The organism is Micromonospora sp. NPDC005172 (genome assembly GCF_040608555.1).
Lineage (GTDB): Bacteria > Actinomycetota > Actinomycetes > Mycobacteriales > Micromonosporaceae > Micromonospora.
Genome location: NZ_JBEXIL010000003.1, coordinates 65,163 through 81,946, shown reverse-complemented (window position 1 = coordinate 81,946; position 16,784 = coordinate 65,163). Strand labels below are relative to the sequence as shown.

17 protein-coding genes and 1 pseudogene are annotated in these 16,784 nt (G+C 66.6%); 6 read left to right on the top strand and 12 right to left on the bottom strand.

The genetic code is table 11. From position 1 onward, the window contains the following. Window position 1 precedes the first annotated feature (1 nt). The gene (locus ABZV06_RS03085) at window positions 2-1,402 is read left to right on the top strand and encodes a site-specific integrase (protein WP_355618113.1); all 1,401 of its coding nucleotides are present in this window, start codon (window positions 2-4) and stop codon (window positions 1,400-1,402) included. A gap of 238 nt (window positions 1,403-1,640) precedes the next feature. Here the strand turns inward: ABZV06_RS03085 and ABZV06_RS03080 are convergent, their stop codons facing one another. The 8 genes and pseudogenes from ABZV06_RS03080 to ABZV06_RS03045 all read right to left on the bottom strand — a co-directional run bounded on the left by ABZV06_RS03080 (window position 1,641) and on the right by ABZV06_RS03045 (window position 8,819). Next, on the bottom strand, window positions 1,641-2,498 hold the full coding sequence (locus ABZV06_RS03080) for a hypothetical protein (RefSeq protein WP_355618111.1): 858 nt from the start codon (window positions 2,496-2,498) through the stop codon (window positions 1,641-1,643). Beyond that, on the bottom strand, window positions 2,495-2,878 hold the full coding sequence (locus ABZV06_RS03075; protein ID WP_355618399.1) for a RusA family crossover junction endodeoxyribonuclease: 384 nt from the start codon (window positions 2,876-2,878) through the stop codon (window positions 2,495-2,497). The genes ABZV06_RS03080 and ABZV06_RS03075 overlap by 4 nt, the downstream gene beginning before the upstream one ends. A 76-nt stretch (window positions 2,879-2,954) precedes the next feature. After that, window positions 2,955-4,568, bottom strand: a complete 1,614-nt coding sequence (locus ABZV06_RS03070; RefSeq protein ID WP_355618108.1) for a recombinase family protein — start codon at window positions 4,566-4,568, stop codon at window positions 2,955-2,957. Between the two features lie 29 nt (window positions 4,569-4,597). Then, window positions 4,598-4,960: pseudogene (locus ABZV06_RS03065) on the bottom strand (pilus assembly protein CpaF); the annotation flags it as partial. Beyond that, the gene (gene ssd, locus ABZV06_RS03060) at window positions 4,957-6,057 is read right to left on the bottom strand and encodes a septum site-determining protein Ssd (protein WP_355235531.1); all 1,101 of its coding nucleotides are present in this window, start codon (window positions 6,055-6,057) and stop codon (window positions 4,957-4,959) included. The gene ssd and the pseudogene ABZV06_RS03065, both read right to left, overlap by 4 nt. A gap of 222 nt (window positions 6,058-6,279) precedes the next feature. Next, window positions 6,280-7,278, bottom strand: a complete 999-nt coding sequence (locus ABZV06_RS03055; RefSeq protein WP_355618105.1) for a CU044_5270 family protein — start codon at window positions 7,276-7,278, stop codon at window positions 6,280-6,282. Next, on the bottom strand, window positions 7,278-7,829 hold the full coding sequence (locus ABZV06_RS03050) for a sigma-70 family RNA polymerase sigma factor (protein WP_355618103.1): 552 nt from the start codon (window positions 7,827-7,829) through the stop codon (window positions 7,278-7,280). The genes ABZV06_RS03055 and ABZV06_RS03050 overlap by 1 nt, the downstream gene beginning before the upstream one ends. A gap of 825 nt (window positions 7,830-8,654) precedes the next feature. Continuing rightward, window positions 8,655-8,819 (bottom strand): hypothetical protein, encoded by a 165-nt coding sequence (locus ABZV06_RS03045; RefSeq protein ID WP_355618100.1) that lies wholly within the window; start codon window positions 8,817-8,819, stop codon window positions 8,655-8,657. A 122-nt stretch (window positions 8,820-8,941) separates the two neighbouring features. Between ABZV06_RS03045 and ABZV06_RS03040 the strand changes: the two genes are divergently transcribed. Further along, the gene (locus ABZV06_RS03040; RefSeq protein WP_355618097.1) at window positions 8,942-9,307 is read left to right on the top strand and encodes a helix-turn-helix transcriptional regulator; all 366 of its coding nucleotides are present in this window, start codon (window positions 8,942-8,944) and stop codon (window positions 9,305-9,307) included. Window positions 9,308-9,309: 2 nt separating this feature from the next. Continuing rightward, window positions 9,310-9,849, top strand: a complete 540-nt coding sequence (locus tag ABZV06_RS03035; protein WP_355618094.1) for an ImmA/IrrE family metallo-endopeptidase — start codon at window positions 9,310-9,312, stop codon at window positions 9,847-9,849. A 439-nt stretch (window positions 9,850-10,288) separates the two neighbouring features. Here ABZV06_RS03035 and ABZV06_RS03030 read toward each other — a convergent pair whose 3' ends face one another. Then, window positions 10,289-10,684 carry a hypothetical protein gene (locus ABZV06_RS03030; protein ID WP_355618091.1) on the bottom strand — a complete coding sequence of 132 codons (396 nt, stop codon included), beginning with the start codon at window positions 10,682-10,684 and terminating at the stop codon, window positions 10,289-10,291. 490 nt (window positions 10,685-11,174) lie between these two features. Here ABZV06_RS03030 and ABZV06_RS03025 point away from each other — a divergent pair, with 490 nt between their 5' ends. After that, window positions 11,175-11,885 carry an HNH endonuclease signature motif containing protein gene (locus ABZV06_RS03025; protein WP_355618088.1) on the top strand — a complete coding sequence of 237 codons (711 nt, stop codon included), beginning with the start codon at window positions 11,175-11,177 and terminating at the stop codon, window positions 11,883-11,885. 309 nt (window positions 11,886-12,194) lie between these two features. On the opposite strand, the gene ABZV06_RS03020 is transcribed toward ABZV06_RS03025, so the two are convergent. Next, window positions 12,195-12,662, bottom strand: coding sequence for an NUDIX hydrolase (locus ABZV06_RS03020; protein ID WP_355618086.1), 468 nt, complete (start codon window positions 12,660-12,662; stop codon window positions 12,195-12,197). A gap of 24 nt (window positions 12,663-12,686) precedes the next feature. After that, entirely contained in the window at window positions 12,687-13,910 is a 1,224-nt protein-coding gene (locus tag ABZV06_RS03015) for a helix-turn-helix domain-containing protein (RefSeq protein ID WP_355618083.1), read from the bottom strand. 382 nt (window positions 13,911-14,292) lie between these two features. Between ABZV06_RS03015 and ABZV06_RS03010 the strand changes: the two genes are divergently transcribed. Both ABZV06_RS03010 and ABZV06_RS03005 read left to right on the top strand, forming a co-directional pair. Next, the gene (locus ABZV06_RS03010) at window positions 14,293-14,547 is read left to right on the top strand and encodes a hypothetical protein (RefSeq protein WP_355618080.1); all 255 of its coding nucleotides are present in this window, start codon (window positions 14,293-14,295) and stop codon (window positions 14,545-14,547) included. A gap of 591 nt (window positions 14,548-15,138) precedes the next feature. Then, on the top strand, window positions 15,139-15,942 hold the full coding sequence (locus ABZV06_RS03005; protein WP_355235580.1) for an HAD-IB family hydrolase: 804 nt from the start codon (window positions 15,139-15,141) through the stop codon (window positions 15,940-15,942). A 61-nt stretch (window positions 15,943-16,003) separates the two neighbouring features. Here the strand turns inward: ABZV06_RS03005 and ABZV06_RS03000 are convergent, their stop codons facing one another. Beyond that, window positions 16,004-16,750 (bottom strand): oxidoreductase, encoded by a 747-nt coding sequence (locus ABZV06_RS03000; RefSeq protein ID WP_355618077.1) that lies wholly within the window; start codon window positions 16,748-16,750, stop codon window positions 16,004-16,006. Window positions 16,751-16,784: the final 34 nt, after the last annotated feature.

Here is a 16,784-nt window from a genome sequence, read left to right as displayed (position 1 = left end):
CGTGGGCCGGAACGCCAACGGCGAAGGCTCGATCTACCGCCGGAAGGACGGCCGGTACGAGGCGGCGGCCTACTTCGTGACCACCAAGGGCCTCCGGAAGCGTGTACGGATCTACGGCCGGACCCGGGAAGAGGTCCATGCCAAACTCAATGAAGCTAAGCTTCGTGCCCAGCAGGGCATCCCGGTGCCGGATCGGAACTGGCAGCTCGGCGACTGGCTGGACTACTGGCTGGCTGAGGTAGTTCAGAGCAGCCGACGGCCGACTACCTACGAGCGCTACGAGCTGGTCGTCCGGCTGTACCTCAAGCCCGGACTCGGTACGCAGCCGCTGAGCCGTCTCTCGGTACCGATGGTGCAGACCTTCCTCAACCAACAGCTGGCGGCCGGCCGCTCGCTTCGGAACGTACAGATCATTCGCGAGGTGCTCAGCGCTGCCTTGACTCGCGCTTGCCGTGAGGAGCTACTCGTCCGCAACGTCGCGCGACTGGTTGAGCTTGCGAAGTGGGAGCGTCCGGATATCCAGCCGTGGACCAGCGATGAGGCCCGGCGCTTCATGGAGGCCGCCCGAGACGATCCCTTGTGCCTGGCCTTTAACCTGCTGCTGTTGTACGGCTTGCGGCGCGGCGAGGTGCTTGGCTTGCGCTGGTGCGACGTCGATCAGGCCGACAAGGTGCTACGCATCCGCCAGCAGTTGCAACGCGTCGCTGGCGAGCTGCGTCGTGGGCCATTGAAGACTAAGGCAGGGCGACGGGATCTGCCCCTGCTGGACATGACTCACAGCTTGCTGGTCGCCCAGCGGCTGCATCAACAGGCCTGCAAAGAGGCGGCCGGGGACGGCTGGCTGGGTGGTGACCCGGAGCAGCAGTTGGTCACCAGCACGCGAAGTGGCCTGCCGATTGAGCCCAGGAACCTACGGCGATCCTTCCGAAGGATCTGCGAACAGCAAGGCATCCGAGTCATTCGACTGCATGACCTGCGACATACTACGGCGACACTCCTGAAGGATTTAGGAGTACCAGCGCGGGACGCGCAGCTGATTCTTGGGCATTCCAGCATCGCGGTGACGCAGGAAATCTACCAACACGACAGCCTGGAAAGTAGGCGTGAAGCATTGGAGGGAGTCGAACGGATGTTTCTCCGCGACACCAATTCTGCCGTTGCCGTCAATTACTGCCGTCAAACCTACTTTCCGATAACTTCATTGTGCTCTTCTTCTCTGGCAGGGGAGACAGGACTCGAACCTGCGACACCCGGTTTTGGAGCTCAAAAGTTGCCCTTCGAGGCTGGGCGTTTGACCTCTGTCAGGAGCTACGTTGAAGGTCGCTTGAAGCAGTGGTTGTTAGGCCTCGTTGCCGTCAGCGTTGCCGTCAAAATCGAGCCGCCAGCAGGGGAGAATCGATGAATTGGCCAAAGAACCTTTCCAGTCAGCCTCCGCCTGGGGCAAGCACCAAGCCGCAAACGCGCCACTATGGAGTGAAGCTCTCTGGCTTCAAGTATGCGCTATTCTGCGGACGAGGACCACCACAAGGGGCGACGAGCTGGGCACTCACGATAGCAATCAACGGCTCACCGAACTGTCAGCAAAGCCTGAGCCTGAGCCTGAGCCAGATAGCGATGCAATGTAAAATTCTAGCACGCTATCACTGTTCGTCGCGCTTCAAAATCCATTCAGTGGACATACCGTTTAGCAAGTGGGCTGCCTCGCCGAGCGCCTGCTCTGAACACTGCGGGAACGCCTCCCGAAGCACATCGTCCGCATCGTAAGGCCCATCGCCTTGATACTGATAGCCACCCTCTGCCCCGTCGTACGGGAGTTGATTCACCGGATCTTCGTAGCGATCAAGAAACCACTCGACCATGTCATCCACGGAGACGTACTGCCCAGCCAACATTCGTCGTGCTACATCAAGCACAAATAAGATGTCTTCATCGGAAGGACTAACTGGGCTGCCCCGATGAGCAATGTCGTTCCGTACGCGCCATAGCTCACTGAGTCTCTTGAAGTCGGTCTCATCAACATGGCCCAGGCTGTACAAGTTGGTCACAGCATGCCATGGCGATGCACCAGTCTGCAGTTCTTGCAGCTTCAGCCGTGATGAAAGGTGCGAGACCGCTGCCTCAAAACCGGCCCAAGCCATCAATAGACTCGCCGACGCAGAGATGGGCAAGACGCGCTGCGCCTCGGCAATTATCCTCTCGACATTGACAGGCGGAGGCAGATCTTCTATAGCGTCACCGAGCCAGTAGACCTGCAGTCGAGCATTTGGAATGCTTTCAGCAAGTCGTGCCAATTGTTCGAGCGAATCACGTTCAGCGGTGTCGCGTGATGCAAGCTCACCGATAAGTGTCTCGTCACCGCGTCGCGCAACGAAATCGGCAGTCAACGCGCCTAGCAAGCCTCGACCATCTATCGTCACGACCCAGCCGTCTGCCTCCAACTCGGCGACAATTCGCTGCAGATGACTGCTGAAGAGGTTCATTCTGCGTTCAGGATTCATGGCAGCCTCCCTGGGACGGGGGGCGATTCGATCCTAATGTGCACGAAGGGGCCGTTAGAGACAAACCCGTGCGCCTGCGCGGGGGTCATGCCCCTCACTCCGTACTGAGCATTGACGTCGCGCAGATGCCCATGGCAGTCCACAAGTTGCCCATCGTCGACGTACACGATGCCGATGAGGGCGTCCTGGATCGGCTTGAGCATGTTGTCCACGTCTAGCGGTGGGGCGCTGTCGTGGTAGCACGTGACGTGGATTTGGAGCTTGCCTTGGAGAGGCTGGCCCCCGGCCGGCCAGGCTGCAAGGGCTGCCGCGCTCACATCCGCCTTCCACCGGGCACGACTCCTTGGCCTGGCCTGTACCGAGACCGGTACGCCAAGCACCACGAAGTCCCACGGCAGGGGAGGCACGAGACGATCCTATGTGGCCTGACCGACACCTCGAGCACCGCGCCACGCCCTATTCCGTACGCCAAACCGGCTGCAGACGATCTGGGTTCCACCTACCGCGGACCCCGCCGCCTGCAGGAAGTACAACGACGCAGGTCAGGACCCGCTTGATGTACGACCGCTGCTCCGCCAGGGTCAAGCCATCCCAATCTGACCGCAGCGACAGCGGCTGGCCAACATCCGGGTACTGCCGGGCCAACCAGTCCTCCCGCTCGCGACTCAGCGTCTGCTCCTCGGCTTCGAGCTCCGGGAGCAGCGCGAAGTACCGAGCGGCAGAGATCTTGCGGTCACGCCACGCCGCAGTCAACTCTTGGATGTCCTGCCGCAGCTGTCCGAACTCCTGCTCCCGCGGCCAGGGATCGGGTACGGCAACCGCCTCGCGTCGCTGGGCCTCCAGCTCGTACTTGGCGATCACTGCCTCAACGATGTGCTCGTCCGTCTCCTGGCCGAGGATGGCTGTGCCACCACAACCACCAACCGCCTTCGACGGACACGTGTAGCTGAAGTGGCCGGGCGGCGCCGTCCGGCGCCTAGTCGTCTTGGTGGCACGCATCCATGAACCGCAGGTAGGTCGACCGCAGCGCAGGATGCCGCTGAGCAGGTACTTTCGGCTGTTGAGGTCTAGACCGTGGCGCTCGCTCCTACCGATGACTGCAGTGACCGCCTCCCACTCAGCAATTGTCAGGATCGGTTCCCACTGTCCAATGACAGGCTCACCAGCCGCATTGCGGACGATCTCGACGTTGAAGTAGGTCTTGCCGAATTCTTCGTTGTAGCCATGCACCTTCCGGGAGCGGTAGCCACAGAGGCGAGGGTTACGGAAGACGACCTTGAAGGTGCTTCGGATCCAGGGTCGGCCACTGGCTGTCCGGACGCCCGCCGCGTTCCACTCGGCCACCACTGCATTGATCGGTGCCCCCTCAAGCAACCGGCGGGCACCGGAACGGATGACGTCCGCCTCGTCCGGTACCAGGGTCCGTTTGTCGTCCCGCCAGCCAAACGGACGTCGGCCACCCACCGGGATACCTGCCTGCTGAAGCGCGTGGTGCTTGCGCTTCACACGCCGCGCGGTGTCCGCCGACTGCTTGTTGTACGTGGCCACCACGATCCGGGCAACGGTTCGGCCGTTGTCGGTTAGCAGGTCGAGTGTGCCCGTGATGTCGATGATCGGGCGCCCGAAGTGCTGGACGACCTCGATGCAATCCTCCAGGTGCCTGTTATCCCTGGTCAGCCGGTCAATGTCGTAGACGATCAGCCCATCAAGTCGCTGGCCATCTGGGGACAGCCCTCGCTTGAGATCTTCGAGCGCCCCCTCGAACACCGGTCGGACCACCCGATACACCGTGCGCCCATCCGGGAGCGTCATCCGCTGGCGCTTGTAGGCGCTGGTGTCGGGCTCCTCGTAGGTGTAGACGTACAGGCCGTTGCGCTGCTCCACGTACGACCGGCAGTCCTTCATCTGCTCGTCGCGTCCCCTGATGTCGCGCCCCGTCATGAAGCCGTTCGTGAGACCTTGCCCCTGGTCAAGCCGAGGGCTGATCTCGAACGACAGCCGGACCAGGCCGGCGAAGTGCATACCCGCCAGGTCACCCCAGTGAGCTCGCTCGATCAGCTGCACGTCCATGCATCGAACATACATCCGCGCATCTTATGATCGAGCCGCCGACCGGCGCTGGCGATCAGTCGCTGTGCCAGCCGACGGACGTCCTCGACGGATCCCACCGGGACCGCCACCTGGTGCAGCCCGGCACCCCGGTCGACCCAGACGCGGACACCGTTGACCAGGACGTCGGTGACCTCCGGATCGGCCAGCAGGGATGCCAGCGGCCCCGCGCCGACGAGATCGTCGTGCACGCGATCGGCGATCCGCAGGACGGCGGTGTCGCCCAGCACCGCCGCCGTCGGCTCGGCGCGTACGGCGGACACGATCGCCGCCGGGGTGACCGGGTCGGTGGCGGCGACGATCCGCTGTCGTACCCGGGCGGCGAACGTGGCGTCCTCCGGCCGGCCACTCATGCCGCACCCGTCGTGGCGCCGGTGAGATCCGCGACGATCCGCTGGCACAGGGCGGCGAGCGGGCCCTTGCCGGCCGCCGCCGGGGCCTCGCCACGTTCGAGGCCACGGCAGAGGCCGGGCTCGGGGCGCAACGTGCCGGCGAGGGGCAGCCCGAGGGCCCGCGCCACCTCGGTCGCGCGCAGGCGGCCCGGGGCGGGCCCGCGCACCACCACCGAGAGCGCGTCGCAGTGTGGTGCGGCCACGGCCACCACCCGGGCGGCGGCCGCGGTGGCACGCAGCTCCGCCGGAACGACGACGAACGCCTGGTCGGCAGCCTGCAACGCGACCACGGCGGCGTCGTCGAACTGCCGGGGCAGATCGATCACCACGAAGTCCCGCCCACGGTGGGCGGCGTCGACGGTCGCCGCCATCGCGGCGGCGGGAAGTGCCAGCATCTCGCCGCGATCCCAGGAGAGCACCACCAGGTCGCCCCGGCTGGGCAGGGCCTGGACCAGCGCGGGCGCGTCCACCCGCCCGTCCGCGCTGGTGAGCGACGGCCAGCGCAGCCCTTCCAACTGCTCCCAGCCGAGGACGAGGTCGAGGCCACCGCCGAGCGGGTCGGCGTCGATGAGCAGGGTGCGCAGTCGGGCTCGCGCGGCGGTCACCGCGAGCCCGCCCGCGAGCACGCTCGCCCCGCCGCCGCCCCTGCCTCCGAACAGCGCGACGACCCGCGCGCCCGGCCCGTCCGGCTGGTCGGGGCCGTGCTCGGCCAGACGGTCCACGAGCCACGGCTCGGCGGCGGGCAGCGCGGCGACGTGTTCGGCGCCGATCAGCTCGGCGATCTGCCAGCCGGGGTCGATCTGACCGGCCCTGCCGACCAGCACCAGCCGGGGCCGCTTCGGCAGGCGGGCCCGCAGGCAGGCCTGGGCCTGGTCGACGCCGAGCAGCACCAGCGGCGCGGGCCCCCAACGGGTGCGAGCCGCAGCGGGGTCGGCGGCCAGTTCCACCTCGGTGCCGCCGGCGGCGGCGAGCCGGAGCAGATCATCGAGCAGGTCGCCGTCCGCCGTGACGACCAGTGGGAGCCGTCGGATCGGCGGGACGGAGGTACGGGGTGCCATCGCGGCCTCCAGCGGTCGGGATCGAATGCACCGCCGACCCTGCTCGCGATGGACCCCGCTCAGCGCGGTCGACCGGGTGGCCTGTGGATAACTCCGGGGCCTGTGGACAACGCCCGTCGAGACGGTTGATCTGCTATGCGTACGGGCATTCGCGCAGCTGGCAGCGCTGGCCGGAAAACGCCACGGGGCCGCTCCCGAGAGAGCGGCCCCAGAAAACGTCGGTCAGCCGACGTGGTCGGTCCAGGAGCTGTCGAGGATCACCTGGTACGCGCTGAGCCGTACCGGCGCGAGCGTCAGCATCTCGTGGGCGAGCAGACCACCGGTGCCCTCGTCGAAGATCAGGAGGAACTGGACGCCGTGTTCCCGGTCGTCGTAGGTGACCGCCACACCGGCTCGACCAACACGATCGGTCACCTGCCCCCGCCAGCGAAGGCCGGGCAGGTCGGCGAGGACCCGCAGGATCTGCGCTCGGACCGGGCGCGGTATGACGTACCGCGCATAGAGCGTGCTGACCGCCTTGCTTGCCGCCCCCGGGCCGTACTCGATCTTGAGCAGTTTCCGCAGTCGCGACGGATCGGCCGGCGGTGGCGACAGCTCCATCGGCGGCAGGGGGATCAACGACGGATCGTCACCCCCCCGGCCCTGGGGGAGTTTGCGCTGCCAGTACGCCCGGGACTCCTCGTCGGGGTACTGCGGCTCCAACTGGCTGTTGGCCTGACTGCCGGTTCCGTCGGCGGCCTGCCAGACCTTCGTCTCGCCGACGAAGGCGACATGGTGACGGTCATCGGGCGAGCTCATCACCGGGTCACCCCAGACCTTCGTGTGGTGGAACATGTAGCGCCCGCTGCGGTGGTCGTACCCCGCGTCCTTGATCTTGTTGGCCAGCGCGCGCAGCCGCGGGCCGGCAGCCGGTGGGTCGGCGTCGAACTGGTACGCGACCGGCACGAGCACCAGGCCCGCCGCGCCACCGAACCCACCCGGGGCGTCCGGCGTGCTCTCGCCGGACGGCCGAAGGACGGCCACCGCACCGGCCGCCGCCGCCAACGTCCCGGCCGTCAGGACCAGCCGGCGGGTGGGGCGCGCACGACGATGCGCTGCCGGCTCGACGACGCCGGCACGGTCGATCAGCTCGCGGGCCGCGACCGACGGCGGCGCGACGGTCACGCTCCGGGCCGGGTCGGCCGGGCCGATGAGGGTACGGGTACGTGCCACCGGGAACATCACAGCTCCTCTCGCGCGGTCGCCAACAGTGGGCGGGAGGTGCGGACCGGCCGACTCGACATCGCCACGGCCAGACGGCGGCGAGCGCGGTGCAGGCGCACGGCAGCGGTCGCACGGGTGCAGCCGAGGACCTGGGCGGCCTCGGACACCGTCAGCTCCTCCCAACCGACGAGCCGCAGGACCTCCTGGTCGAGGTCGTTGAGGGTGGCCAGCGCGGCTCGGATGTCGGCGATTCCGACCGTCGTGTCCGCACCGGACGGATCGGCCACCTGCGTCAGGTCGGCGTCCGCGATCGGCAGGACATCGGGCGCAGCGCGGCGCGACCGCCACTGGTTGGCCAACAGGCGCCGGGCCACCCCGTACAGCCAGGGCAGGCTGCGGTCCGGCACCTCGCCACGCCGCCGCCACGCGACGACGAACACCTCCTGGGCGAGTTCCGCCGAGGCGTCGGAGTCACCGAGGCGGCGGAGGCCGTACCTCACGATGTGCGCGTACTCGGCGGCGTAGAGGCTGGTGAACCAGACCTCGTCGCGCTCCCCTGGTGGACCCACCCGAACCCCCACTGCCTCGGCGACCCTCACCCTGACTTGTGTCGCGAAAGGCCCGACGATTACCGCGCCGCCGGCGCGGCCCTCAGACCCAGATCCTGATCCGAGCGAGCAAGCTCCCAGTGCAGGGCCAAATCCCGTGAACGTCGATCTGTCCGGGAGCGCTCCCCGACAAAGGGACGACCCCCTTCGGGGGGAAAGTGACCTGACGTAGCAGCGAGTGTGATCAAGTGCCGTACCGCGTGGTCAGACGTACCGGTCGTGCCGTCGAGCATGATCGAGTCGGGCTGCACGGTACGGCGTTCGCTGACGATCCGCTGACTTCCGGATGACGCGCTGCGGGTGCCCGAGGACGGCCGGAGGCCGCCCGCAGGGCAGCCCGCAGCGCGCCACGTTTCGGACCCCTGCCTTGCAAAGATCAAGACGACTGTCGGTCGGCGTCGGCTACTGCCGTGGACCTGCTCGTCGCGTCGCCTCGCGTCCGCTCATGACCGGCTCCGTCGGCCGGCTTGGCTGTACGAATGGCTGTACAACGATGCGCTTTCACGTAGTGCGAACGCAGGTGTGGGGCGCCCGCCTGCCACCTCGGTTGATCCCGGCTGCAGCCGGCGTACGAACGTGACGGCTGGCTCGTCCCCCCCGAGCCAGCCGTCACTGCGTCACTTGCTCTTCTTGCTCGTCTTAGTCGACTCGTTGACGGTCGTCTTCGGACTGCGCTTGACCGTCGACTGCTTCACGAACCGCCCGGTGACAGCACTTCGACCACGCTTGCCAGGCATAGTTTCACCTCCTCTCAATGTCTCGGTCTGACGCCCAGCGTCAGCGACGTCAGGCGTACTGGGTCAGCCGCCAGGTCACGGCCTGACCTGCGTACGGCGGCATGACGTTGTTCTTGGCGATCGGGGCGGTCGTGGACGGGTTGCCCACGACCTGCCAGACGCCGCTCTCCGGGCAGCGCTCGCCGGTCTTGGCTGTGGTGCCGATGGTTGCCACTTGATCATTCCTAACTCGAAGCGTTGTGCCGGGTTCGACACAAGCGTGACTGTAGATCACCGGTGCGTCGACTGGCAAGCAGCGCACCGGAAGTGACACACTCCGGGGTAGGAGGTCACCGGATGAGCAAAACCAAGGTCGACGTCGTTGCCCTGTACGGAGCGCTGAACGCTGCCCGCGAGTCGCAGGGGCTGTCATGGCGACAGCTCGCGAAGGAGATCGGGGTAAGCCCCTCGATGCTGTCCCGCCTCGGAAACGGAGACCGGCCCGATGCCGACGGGTTCGCAACGTTGGTGACGTGGTTGGGAATGCCCGCAGAGAAGTTTATGGTTGGCATAAACGATGCTGCCAGAGCGGAGCCGGCGCTGATGACCCAATTGGCGCCATTGCTACGCGCCCGATCCGACTTGACGGAGGATGATGTCATCTATTTGGAGGAGGTCATTAGAGCAACCCTTAGGCGCGCACGCGCCGTACAACAGGAGTAGCGTTGAACAAGGCGGCACTAAAAAGGCTGGCTATTGAACTCCGCGAAGAGGTTGGGGTTGGAATTCATGACGTATTCGATCCCTACCAGCTAGCGAAGCTCTATGGAATTCAGGTCATATCGCTGTCCTCTTCGGGTTGCTCGGAGGAGGCACTTCAACATTTCCAGGTCAAACGGCCCGACGTGTTCTCAGGCGCCCTAGTGCCTTTCAACAATGGGGCGATCATCCTGGAAAACGACTTGCACCTGCCCGAAAGGAAGCGCTCGACATGTAGTCACGAAATGGCTCATGTCGTATTGGAACATCCCTTCACGGCAGCACTTGTTAACGAGCGAGGGTGCCGTGTAGCCAACCGGGAGCACGAACAGGAAGCCGCAGAATTGTCGGGGGAGTTACTTCTCCCATTCGAGGCGGCCAAGCTACTTGCTCGACGGCGCGCCTCAGACGAAGAAGCGGCTAAGAGGTTTGCAGTTAGCGTCGACTTTGCCCGCTGGCGCCTGAACAGCACGGGGGCCCGCATAATCGCAAGTCGCCGCAAGTAGTCTGCCGTCATCCCGTCCGCCGTCGACCCACACACCGTGGAGCGGGCCTGCCCCGGGGTGACAAGGTGGAGCGCCCTACCGGACGAACGACCTTGTCACCCCGGGGCAGGTTTGCTCGGCTTCGCCTGGGTCGATGGTGGGCGGGATGACACCCATCCCAGAAGCCCGAAGTGCCCCCGCCGGAGGCACAGGACCTTATCGGCCGGCGCGCCGGCCGATGCCGACGCTTGCGCCGCCAGCAGGCCGAGCGCGTCCGGCGCGGCCCGCTTGCGGGCCGCCTTGATCCTAAAGAGACTGTTTCGGCAGTGTGCAGTTGAAGCGGTTTCGGCGGAACTTGCACCCTGCATGCCCGACTGCGTCCGTCACCGACCGCCGTCGCAGCATTAGGACTCGCAGTTTAGGGAGGGCTCAGCCCCTGCCACGCCTGCGGCAGGGGTGCCTACTTGAAGAGCCCGACGACACTCACGACGGTTCCGACAGCGAAGCTGAGAGTGGCCATCTTGGCCTGGCCCCCCGTCCAGAGTCCTTCGCTCTTCTGACGCCAACCGAGAGACCACCAGTCGCGCCCGAACTTCTGCCATTTGTGCTGGCGGAGGTGGCAGCCCAGGATCAGTCCGTTCGAGTTGTTCCGGCAGAACTCAACCAGACTGCCTCGTCTACGGTTGATCGCCCCGCAAAAGACGGGCGCCGTGAACAAAACGAAGACGAGCAACAGGCCCAGCAGTACCAGGTAGACGGCGGGACCAAACTTCGCGCTACCGAGCGACAGGAGGAGGACTGCCAGAACGCCATAGCCCCAGTACTGCCATAGCTTCGACTTACTACGCGACGCCATGAGCGCAAAGAGTACCGAGATCGATGCACAACGTGAAGATCTCACCTTCGTCGCCGATCCGACAGTCCCCTCACTTCCAGCGGTATTGATCTATCGTCGGGGCGTAGTCGATCAAACCGGACGACTACGCCTTCGACCTGCGGCTACACCTTGCATGGGTGGTCAACGATGGTCACTGCTGGCCCTCGTTCGACGGCCTGGGAACGGCATGATCTTGCGACCAGGCAACGGCATCCAGAGATGCGAGGGGATTTGAACCCCTTACACCTTCTGCGGGGAGAGATCAACGCGAGCCGGACACCGCTGCGGCGCGAGCTGCTCAACCGTGGCCAAGTCCTTCCGTCGTCTGACACGGCTGGCCGGTCGCAGTTGTGCCGGATCTGTGCCCGATGATCTTGGATCCGGCCCGACTGGACTGGCTGCCGCCAACCTCTCCGACAACGTAGACGCGTTGACGAACCCCCCCACCGCTAGCGATACGATGCAATACGTGACCAGCAGACCCTCTGTGTCGGCCGAGCTAGAGCGGCGGCTCATGGTGGAGGCGGGACATCGGTGCGCCATCCCCACCTGCCGGGCAGTCGGACCTTTACAACTGGAGCATATAGACGACTGGTCGCGATCAAAGCGGCACGACTTCGAGAATATGATTGTCTTGTGTGCGAACTGCCACGGACGCAAGGGCAACCGGCGCGGCCAAATTGACCGCAAATCCCTGTACCAATACAAGGCCAACCTAGCCATCGTGAATAGTAGGTATGGTGAGCTAGAGCGGCGCGTCCTTGATTACTTCTCGCGCGTCTTGCCAACAGCACATGGCGCGGCGGAATCCCTCTCAAAGATGGCGAGGATCGGTGAAGAGGCTGCCGGGATTCTAGAGGCCGCCGAAGACCTGGGGCCAGAGGCAGAGGACGTGCGCGTCAAAGCACGGAGAACTATCCATGTCGGCAAACTCGCAGAGTCAGCCCTCGCCGGCTTCGACGTTTCCGTATTCAATGCTGTTGAGATGGCACGCGGCTCTCATTTCTTACTGTCTTACCTCATCAAAGACGGCTACCTAGAACGCGCCCCGGATCATATCGACAACATAATGATCGACGGACGTCCAGTCGTGGAGATATTCCGGCTTACGGAAGCTGGTCAGCGCTTCGTGGACCGCTGGAAGAGTGCCCGACCATTGGATGAGGACGTCCCAACGTAACGGACTTACCGGCGCGTCCCGCCCTCCCTTGGCACCCAAGCCATCCCGGAAGCGCCTGAGCGCCCCGCCGGAGGCACGCCCTGGTCGTCGCCTTCAACATCGAGGCCCCGGATCTGCCACTCATCATGGCGGCCCGGGGCTTCTTCGTATGTCGCGCCGCCAGTGGGGCTGCAACCGTTCGGGGTGCGCCCGTGCGCTTGCGCTAAGGGCGCGGGGTCCCCGATCGGCGGCCGGTGTCGGTCGGCCCCTGGTCGGCGGCGCGAGCGGCCTGCGAAGCGGGCCGCCTTGATCGTGTATCGAGAATGCGGTCTAGATTGCGCTGCCGTGTTCGGCGTACGCGGACATGCCGCTACTGCGGGCAGCGATAGCGGTGCGGATTCTGCGGGCGAGTCGGGGTGGGCCGTGCTGCTCCAAGGACTCTGCGCTCACGTAGCGCCACTCGGTGAGTTCACCATCGGCGAAGCGGATGTCGCGCTCCTGCTCTGGGCCGAGTGAGCCGCCGTCGAAGATGAAGAGGAGCTTGTCACCTTCATGTTCGGCGGGTGCCCAGTCCACGACCAGCATCGGTCCGACCGCCGGGGTGAGGCCGAGTTCCTCTTGGATTTCGCGTATGCAGGCTGCTCGGGGTGACTCGCCGGGTTCGACGTAACCACCGGGGATGTCCCAGTGTTTTTTGTAGCTGGGGCGTACGAGGAGCACGCGGCCCTGGTCGTCGAAGAAGAGGGCGCCGGCGGCGACGCGTGGGGTTGCCATGGGTGGCATCTCGTTGGTCGTCACCAGGGCAGCCTAGATGGACTGGGTTCAGTCGAGCACCTTGAGTCGCTGGGCCAGGCCGACCAGTTCGGCCGAGGGCTTGCCGCGCTGCCGGCGGATCCAGGTCAGGGCGAGTTGGCGGCTGAGGAAGTGGTGGCGGACCTGCTCGGGTGCCATCTGTTCGGCGTCGAGGATAACGGCCTGGGCGTCGTCGATGCGGTTCCACGAGCTGTAGGCGCGGGCGACTTCGAGGGCGTGTCGTACGCGGCGTTCCATCGGTAGGCCGGCGGTGTCGACGCGCGGGCCGAGGTCGATGGCGACTTGTAGGTCGCCGAGTTCGGCGGCGGTGGCGACACGGTGGATGGCGACGTTGGTGGGGCCGAACGCGGTCCAGAGGTGGTTGGCGTCGGCTCCGAGTTGGCCGGCGGTGTGGTCGGCGGTGGCGAGGAAGGTGCGGGTGGTGGTGGCGTCGTTGGATCGGGCGGCGGCCATCGCGCCGGACAGGAACAGCGTCCCGTAGACGGAGAGCAGCGCCGGTGTGGCGTGCTTGAGGTGGGGCTCAAGGTAGCCGGCGGCGTCTTCGGTGAGGCGTACCGCTTCGGCGTAGCGCCCGGTGGCGTGCAGGGCGTGTCCGACGGAGCGGAACAGGGAGCCGGTGACGAGTGGGTCACCTGTGGGTCGAACGGCGGTCAGGCCGCGGTCGGCGGCGATCCAGGCGAGGTCGCTCTCTCCGAGCTTGGTGAGTTGGGTGGCGGCGAGTTGGTACGCCAAACCGAGAAGCCGACGAGCCTGGTCCTGATCGTCGCCGTTGTGGTGGTCGGCGGCGGCCTGGGCGCGGTGTAGCAGCTCGGGCAGGCGGCTGGTCACGTACCCGAATCGGGAGTCCTGGTAGGCATCCCAGAGCGCGCCCACCTCTTTCCTGAGCACGGCGACGCTCGTCGGCTCGGTGTCCGCGCCGCTGACGAAGGGGCCGAGGGCGCGGTAGTCCATGAGGGCGGCACGGAGAGCGGGGACGGTCGTGGTGCCGCTGTCGCCGGTCCAGTCGAGTAACCCCGGTTCGCCGAGTAGGTCTCCGAGTGAGACGTCCAGGACTTCGGCGAGGGACTTGATGACGGAGAGTCGGTCCAGCTCGATCCGGTTGTTTTCGATCTTGCCCAACCAGTCGGCGGTTCGGCCGATAAGTCCGGCTAGGACTTCCTGGGACAGGCCGCGTCGGTAGCGGTACCAGGCGACGCGTTCGCCGATGGTCAGGTTGTTGGTTCTTCCGCGCACCAGCTAACCGTCTCCCCTGCGCCGGGTTGGAACCCGGAAGGATTTTCCAGGTAACTCAGCACCATCGGCCACAGCCTGTCCCTATGGCAGCACTGCACGTATCGACCAACCACCAACCCTGCTCCGGCTCGGGCGGGAAGTACAGCTCCGCCCACAGGACCGTCCGAACAATCAGGCGTGGTGCGGAGCGGACCCGCGCCAACGCACGCGGTTGGTGCCTGGATTGCCCGGGATCCGATTGCACGGTGAACTGCTGAGGCCGGCTCGGGTAGGCGCTGGCGTGGGACCGCGACGCGAACAACGGTCCGCGAATGGCCCGCCCGCCCCGACGCCTCGCACCGTCCCGCCGCGTCGGCCGGGGGTACCGGCACCAGGGGACCTGGTGCTGATCGACGGCCAGGCGTCAGTGCAGTTCGGCGGTGATCGGGCGCTGTGGTTGCGGGTCACCTCGGTCTGCGACAAGCCGACTTATCACGGCTGGATCTGGCTGACCGGCTACTCCATCAACCTTGCCACGGACGAGGCTCTGGCCCGGCGGGAAGTCTTCGCCCAGATCGCCGGCCTCCAGATCCAGCGGCACACAAGTACGCCATCCCATCAGAACAAGGCGCCGACCACGAGGAGACGCGGTGTTTGACGTTCGAGTACAGCTCGGGGCAGCACTGGACATCGGAGCGGCCGATCGCCTTCTGCCGTCAGACGGCCCGATACGGCTGTGGGTGACCGGGGTACGGCTGGTAGTCAACCGCCCTCCCCAGGACGAGTGGATCTGGGTCGAGGGCATCCGCCTCTTCCCGTCAGGCCGGCGCGGCCCTCAGACACAGATCCTGATCCGAGCGAGCAAGCTCCCAGTGCAGGGCCAAATCCCGTGAACGTCGATCTGTCCGGGAGCGCTCCCCGACAAAGGGACGACCCCCGTCGGGGGGAGACGGGGGTCGTCTACGGTTCGGCTCCGGGGGGGTCGAGCCGAACCACTCAGCGGTCACGGGGGGTGCAACCGCCGAGGGTCTGTCTGTTTCGGGGATGTGAAAGCACGTCGTGCGGACAAGTCTGCCTGAGCGGACCCGTCACGTCGAGTGTTGTTCACTCCACTCTGCGCGAAAATCTCCTCGCGGAATGTGAGCACGGTCACGCTGAACGGTGGTGGGGGCACCCGTCCGCAGGTCCAAGGGGTGGCCTGACCCCGGGCACCCGCCGACGATAGACCATCCGGCTAGACTTTTGCGCCGTGGGCCGAAGTGCCGCTTTCTTCGATCTGGACAAGACCGTCATCGCCAAGTCGAGCGCCCTGGCGTTCGGTCGGCCGTTCTACCGGGACGGGCTGATCACTCGGCGTGACGTCGTCAAGTCGGCGTACGCGCAGCTGATGTTCCGGCTGGGCGGCACCGACGAGCAGACCATGGCCCGAACACGGGACTACCTGGCCACGCTCTGCAAGGGCTGGCAGGTGGAACAGGTCCGCCAGATCGTCGCGGAGACACTCCACGAGCTGATCAACCCCTACGTGTACGCCGAGGCCGCCGCCCTGATCGAGGAGCACCAGGCGGCCGGGCGGGACGTGGTGCTGGTGTCGGCGTCCGGCGAGGAGATGGTCCGGCCGATCGGCGAGCTGCTCGGGGTGACCGACGTGATCGCCACCCGGATGACGGTGCGGGACGGCCGCTACAGCGGTGAGGTCGAGTTCTACGCGGCCGGTCCGAGCAAGGTCGAGGCGGTCACCGAGTTGGCCGCCGCCCGCGATTACGACCTGGCCGACTCGTACGCCTACTCCGACTCGTACAGCGATCGTCCGCTGCTGGAGTGCGTGGGGCACCCGAGCGTGGTCAACCCGGACCGGCAACTGCGCAAGCTGGCCTCCGAGAACGCCTGGCCGGTGCTGGAGTTCCGGCATCCGATCCCGCTGGGCCGCCGTTGGCGGGAGCGGCCCGCCGTCCCGGTGGCCGCGGCTGCTCTGGGGGTCGGTGTGGGCGTGGCCATCGGCATCGCCTGGTACGGCCGGCACCGTCGGACCCGCGCCGGCGCCACCGCCTGACCCGCGCCGCCAGCAGACCCGCGCCGGCGCCGCCGCCTGATCCGCGCCGCCACGCAGCTGGTCAGGCGGCGGCGAGGATGTCGTCGCCGATCGTGGTGAGCTGGTCCGCGCCGACCTCGACGGCCGCCATGTAGTGGCGTAGCCACGAGCGCAGCCCGTCCGGGGTGCCGGTGGCGAAGGCGCCGGCCGAGCCGACGTACTCGGGTTCGCGTTCGGCGTGCCCGAGGTCGACGCCGAGCAGGCCGCGCGGGTCGAGGCCGCTGGCGAGCAGCACCAGCCGGGCGGCGCCGCGCGCCACCACGCCGGACGGTCCGGCGAACGGGCGCAGGTTGAGCAGTTCCCCGTGTACGACGGCGGCCAGCACCAGCGGGGACACCTTCGTCCCGCCGGCCACGAGACCGGCGAGGCCGTCGAGGCGGGCGGCGACCACCGGGTCGGCGACCGGACGACCCAGCTCGGCCTCCGGCACGATGTCGCGGGCGGCGAGGACGTGCAGCCGGGCGAGAGCCTGGCGGGGCGCCTTCGGCCAGAGTTCGCTCAGGCCGGGCAGGGCCCCGGCGACCCGTAGCGCCCCCTGGAGGACCGGCTCGGTGATGGTGCCGGCCCGGACCTCCTCGCGCTCGTGCACGACGCCTTCGAGCGCCGCGCTGGCCACCGCCGACCGGAGGCTGACCTCGGCCGCGACCTGGCCGCCGTTGCGACGCAGGGCGCGGTGCCCGAGCGCCTGGTCGAAGCGTTCGCGGGCCCGGTCGACGGCGGTGGCGATGTCGGCGAGCGCGAGCAGCGGGGCGAGCGGGTCGGTGGTCACCCCGCCACGCTAGCGAGCCGCCCGGGCCGGCCAG

Coding starts and splice junctions, on each gene's coding strand:
- ABZV06_RS03080 (WP_355618111.1), bottom strand. CDS start 2,498: ATGAATCCTGAACGCAGAATGAACCTCTTCAGCAGTCATCTGCAGCGA.
- ssd (WP_355235531.1), bottom strand. CDS start 6,057: ATGGCACCCCGTACCTCCGTCCCGCCGATCCGACGGCTCCCACTGGTC.
- ABZV06_RS03055 (WP_355618105.1), bottom strand. CDS start 7,278: ATGTTCCCGGTGGCACGTACCCGTACCCTCATCGGCCCGGCCGACCCG.
- ABZV06_RS03070 (WP_355618108.1), bottom strand. CDS start 4,568: ATGGACGTGCAGCTGATCGAGCGAGCTCACTGGGGTGACCTGGCGGGT.
- ABZV06_RS03030 (WP_355618091.1), bottom strand. CDS start 10,684: ATGGCGTCGCGTAGTAAGTCGAAGCTATGGCAGTACTGGGGCTATGGC.
- ABZV06_RS03040 (WP_355618097.1), top strand. CDS start 8,942: ATGAGCAAAACCAAGGTCGACGTCGTTGCCCTGTACGGAGCGCTGAAC.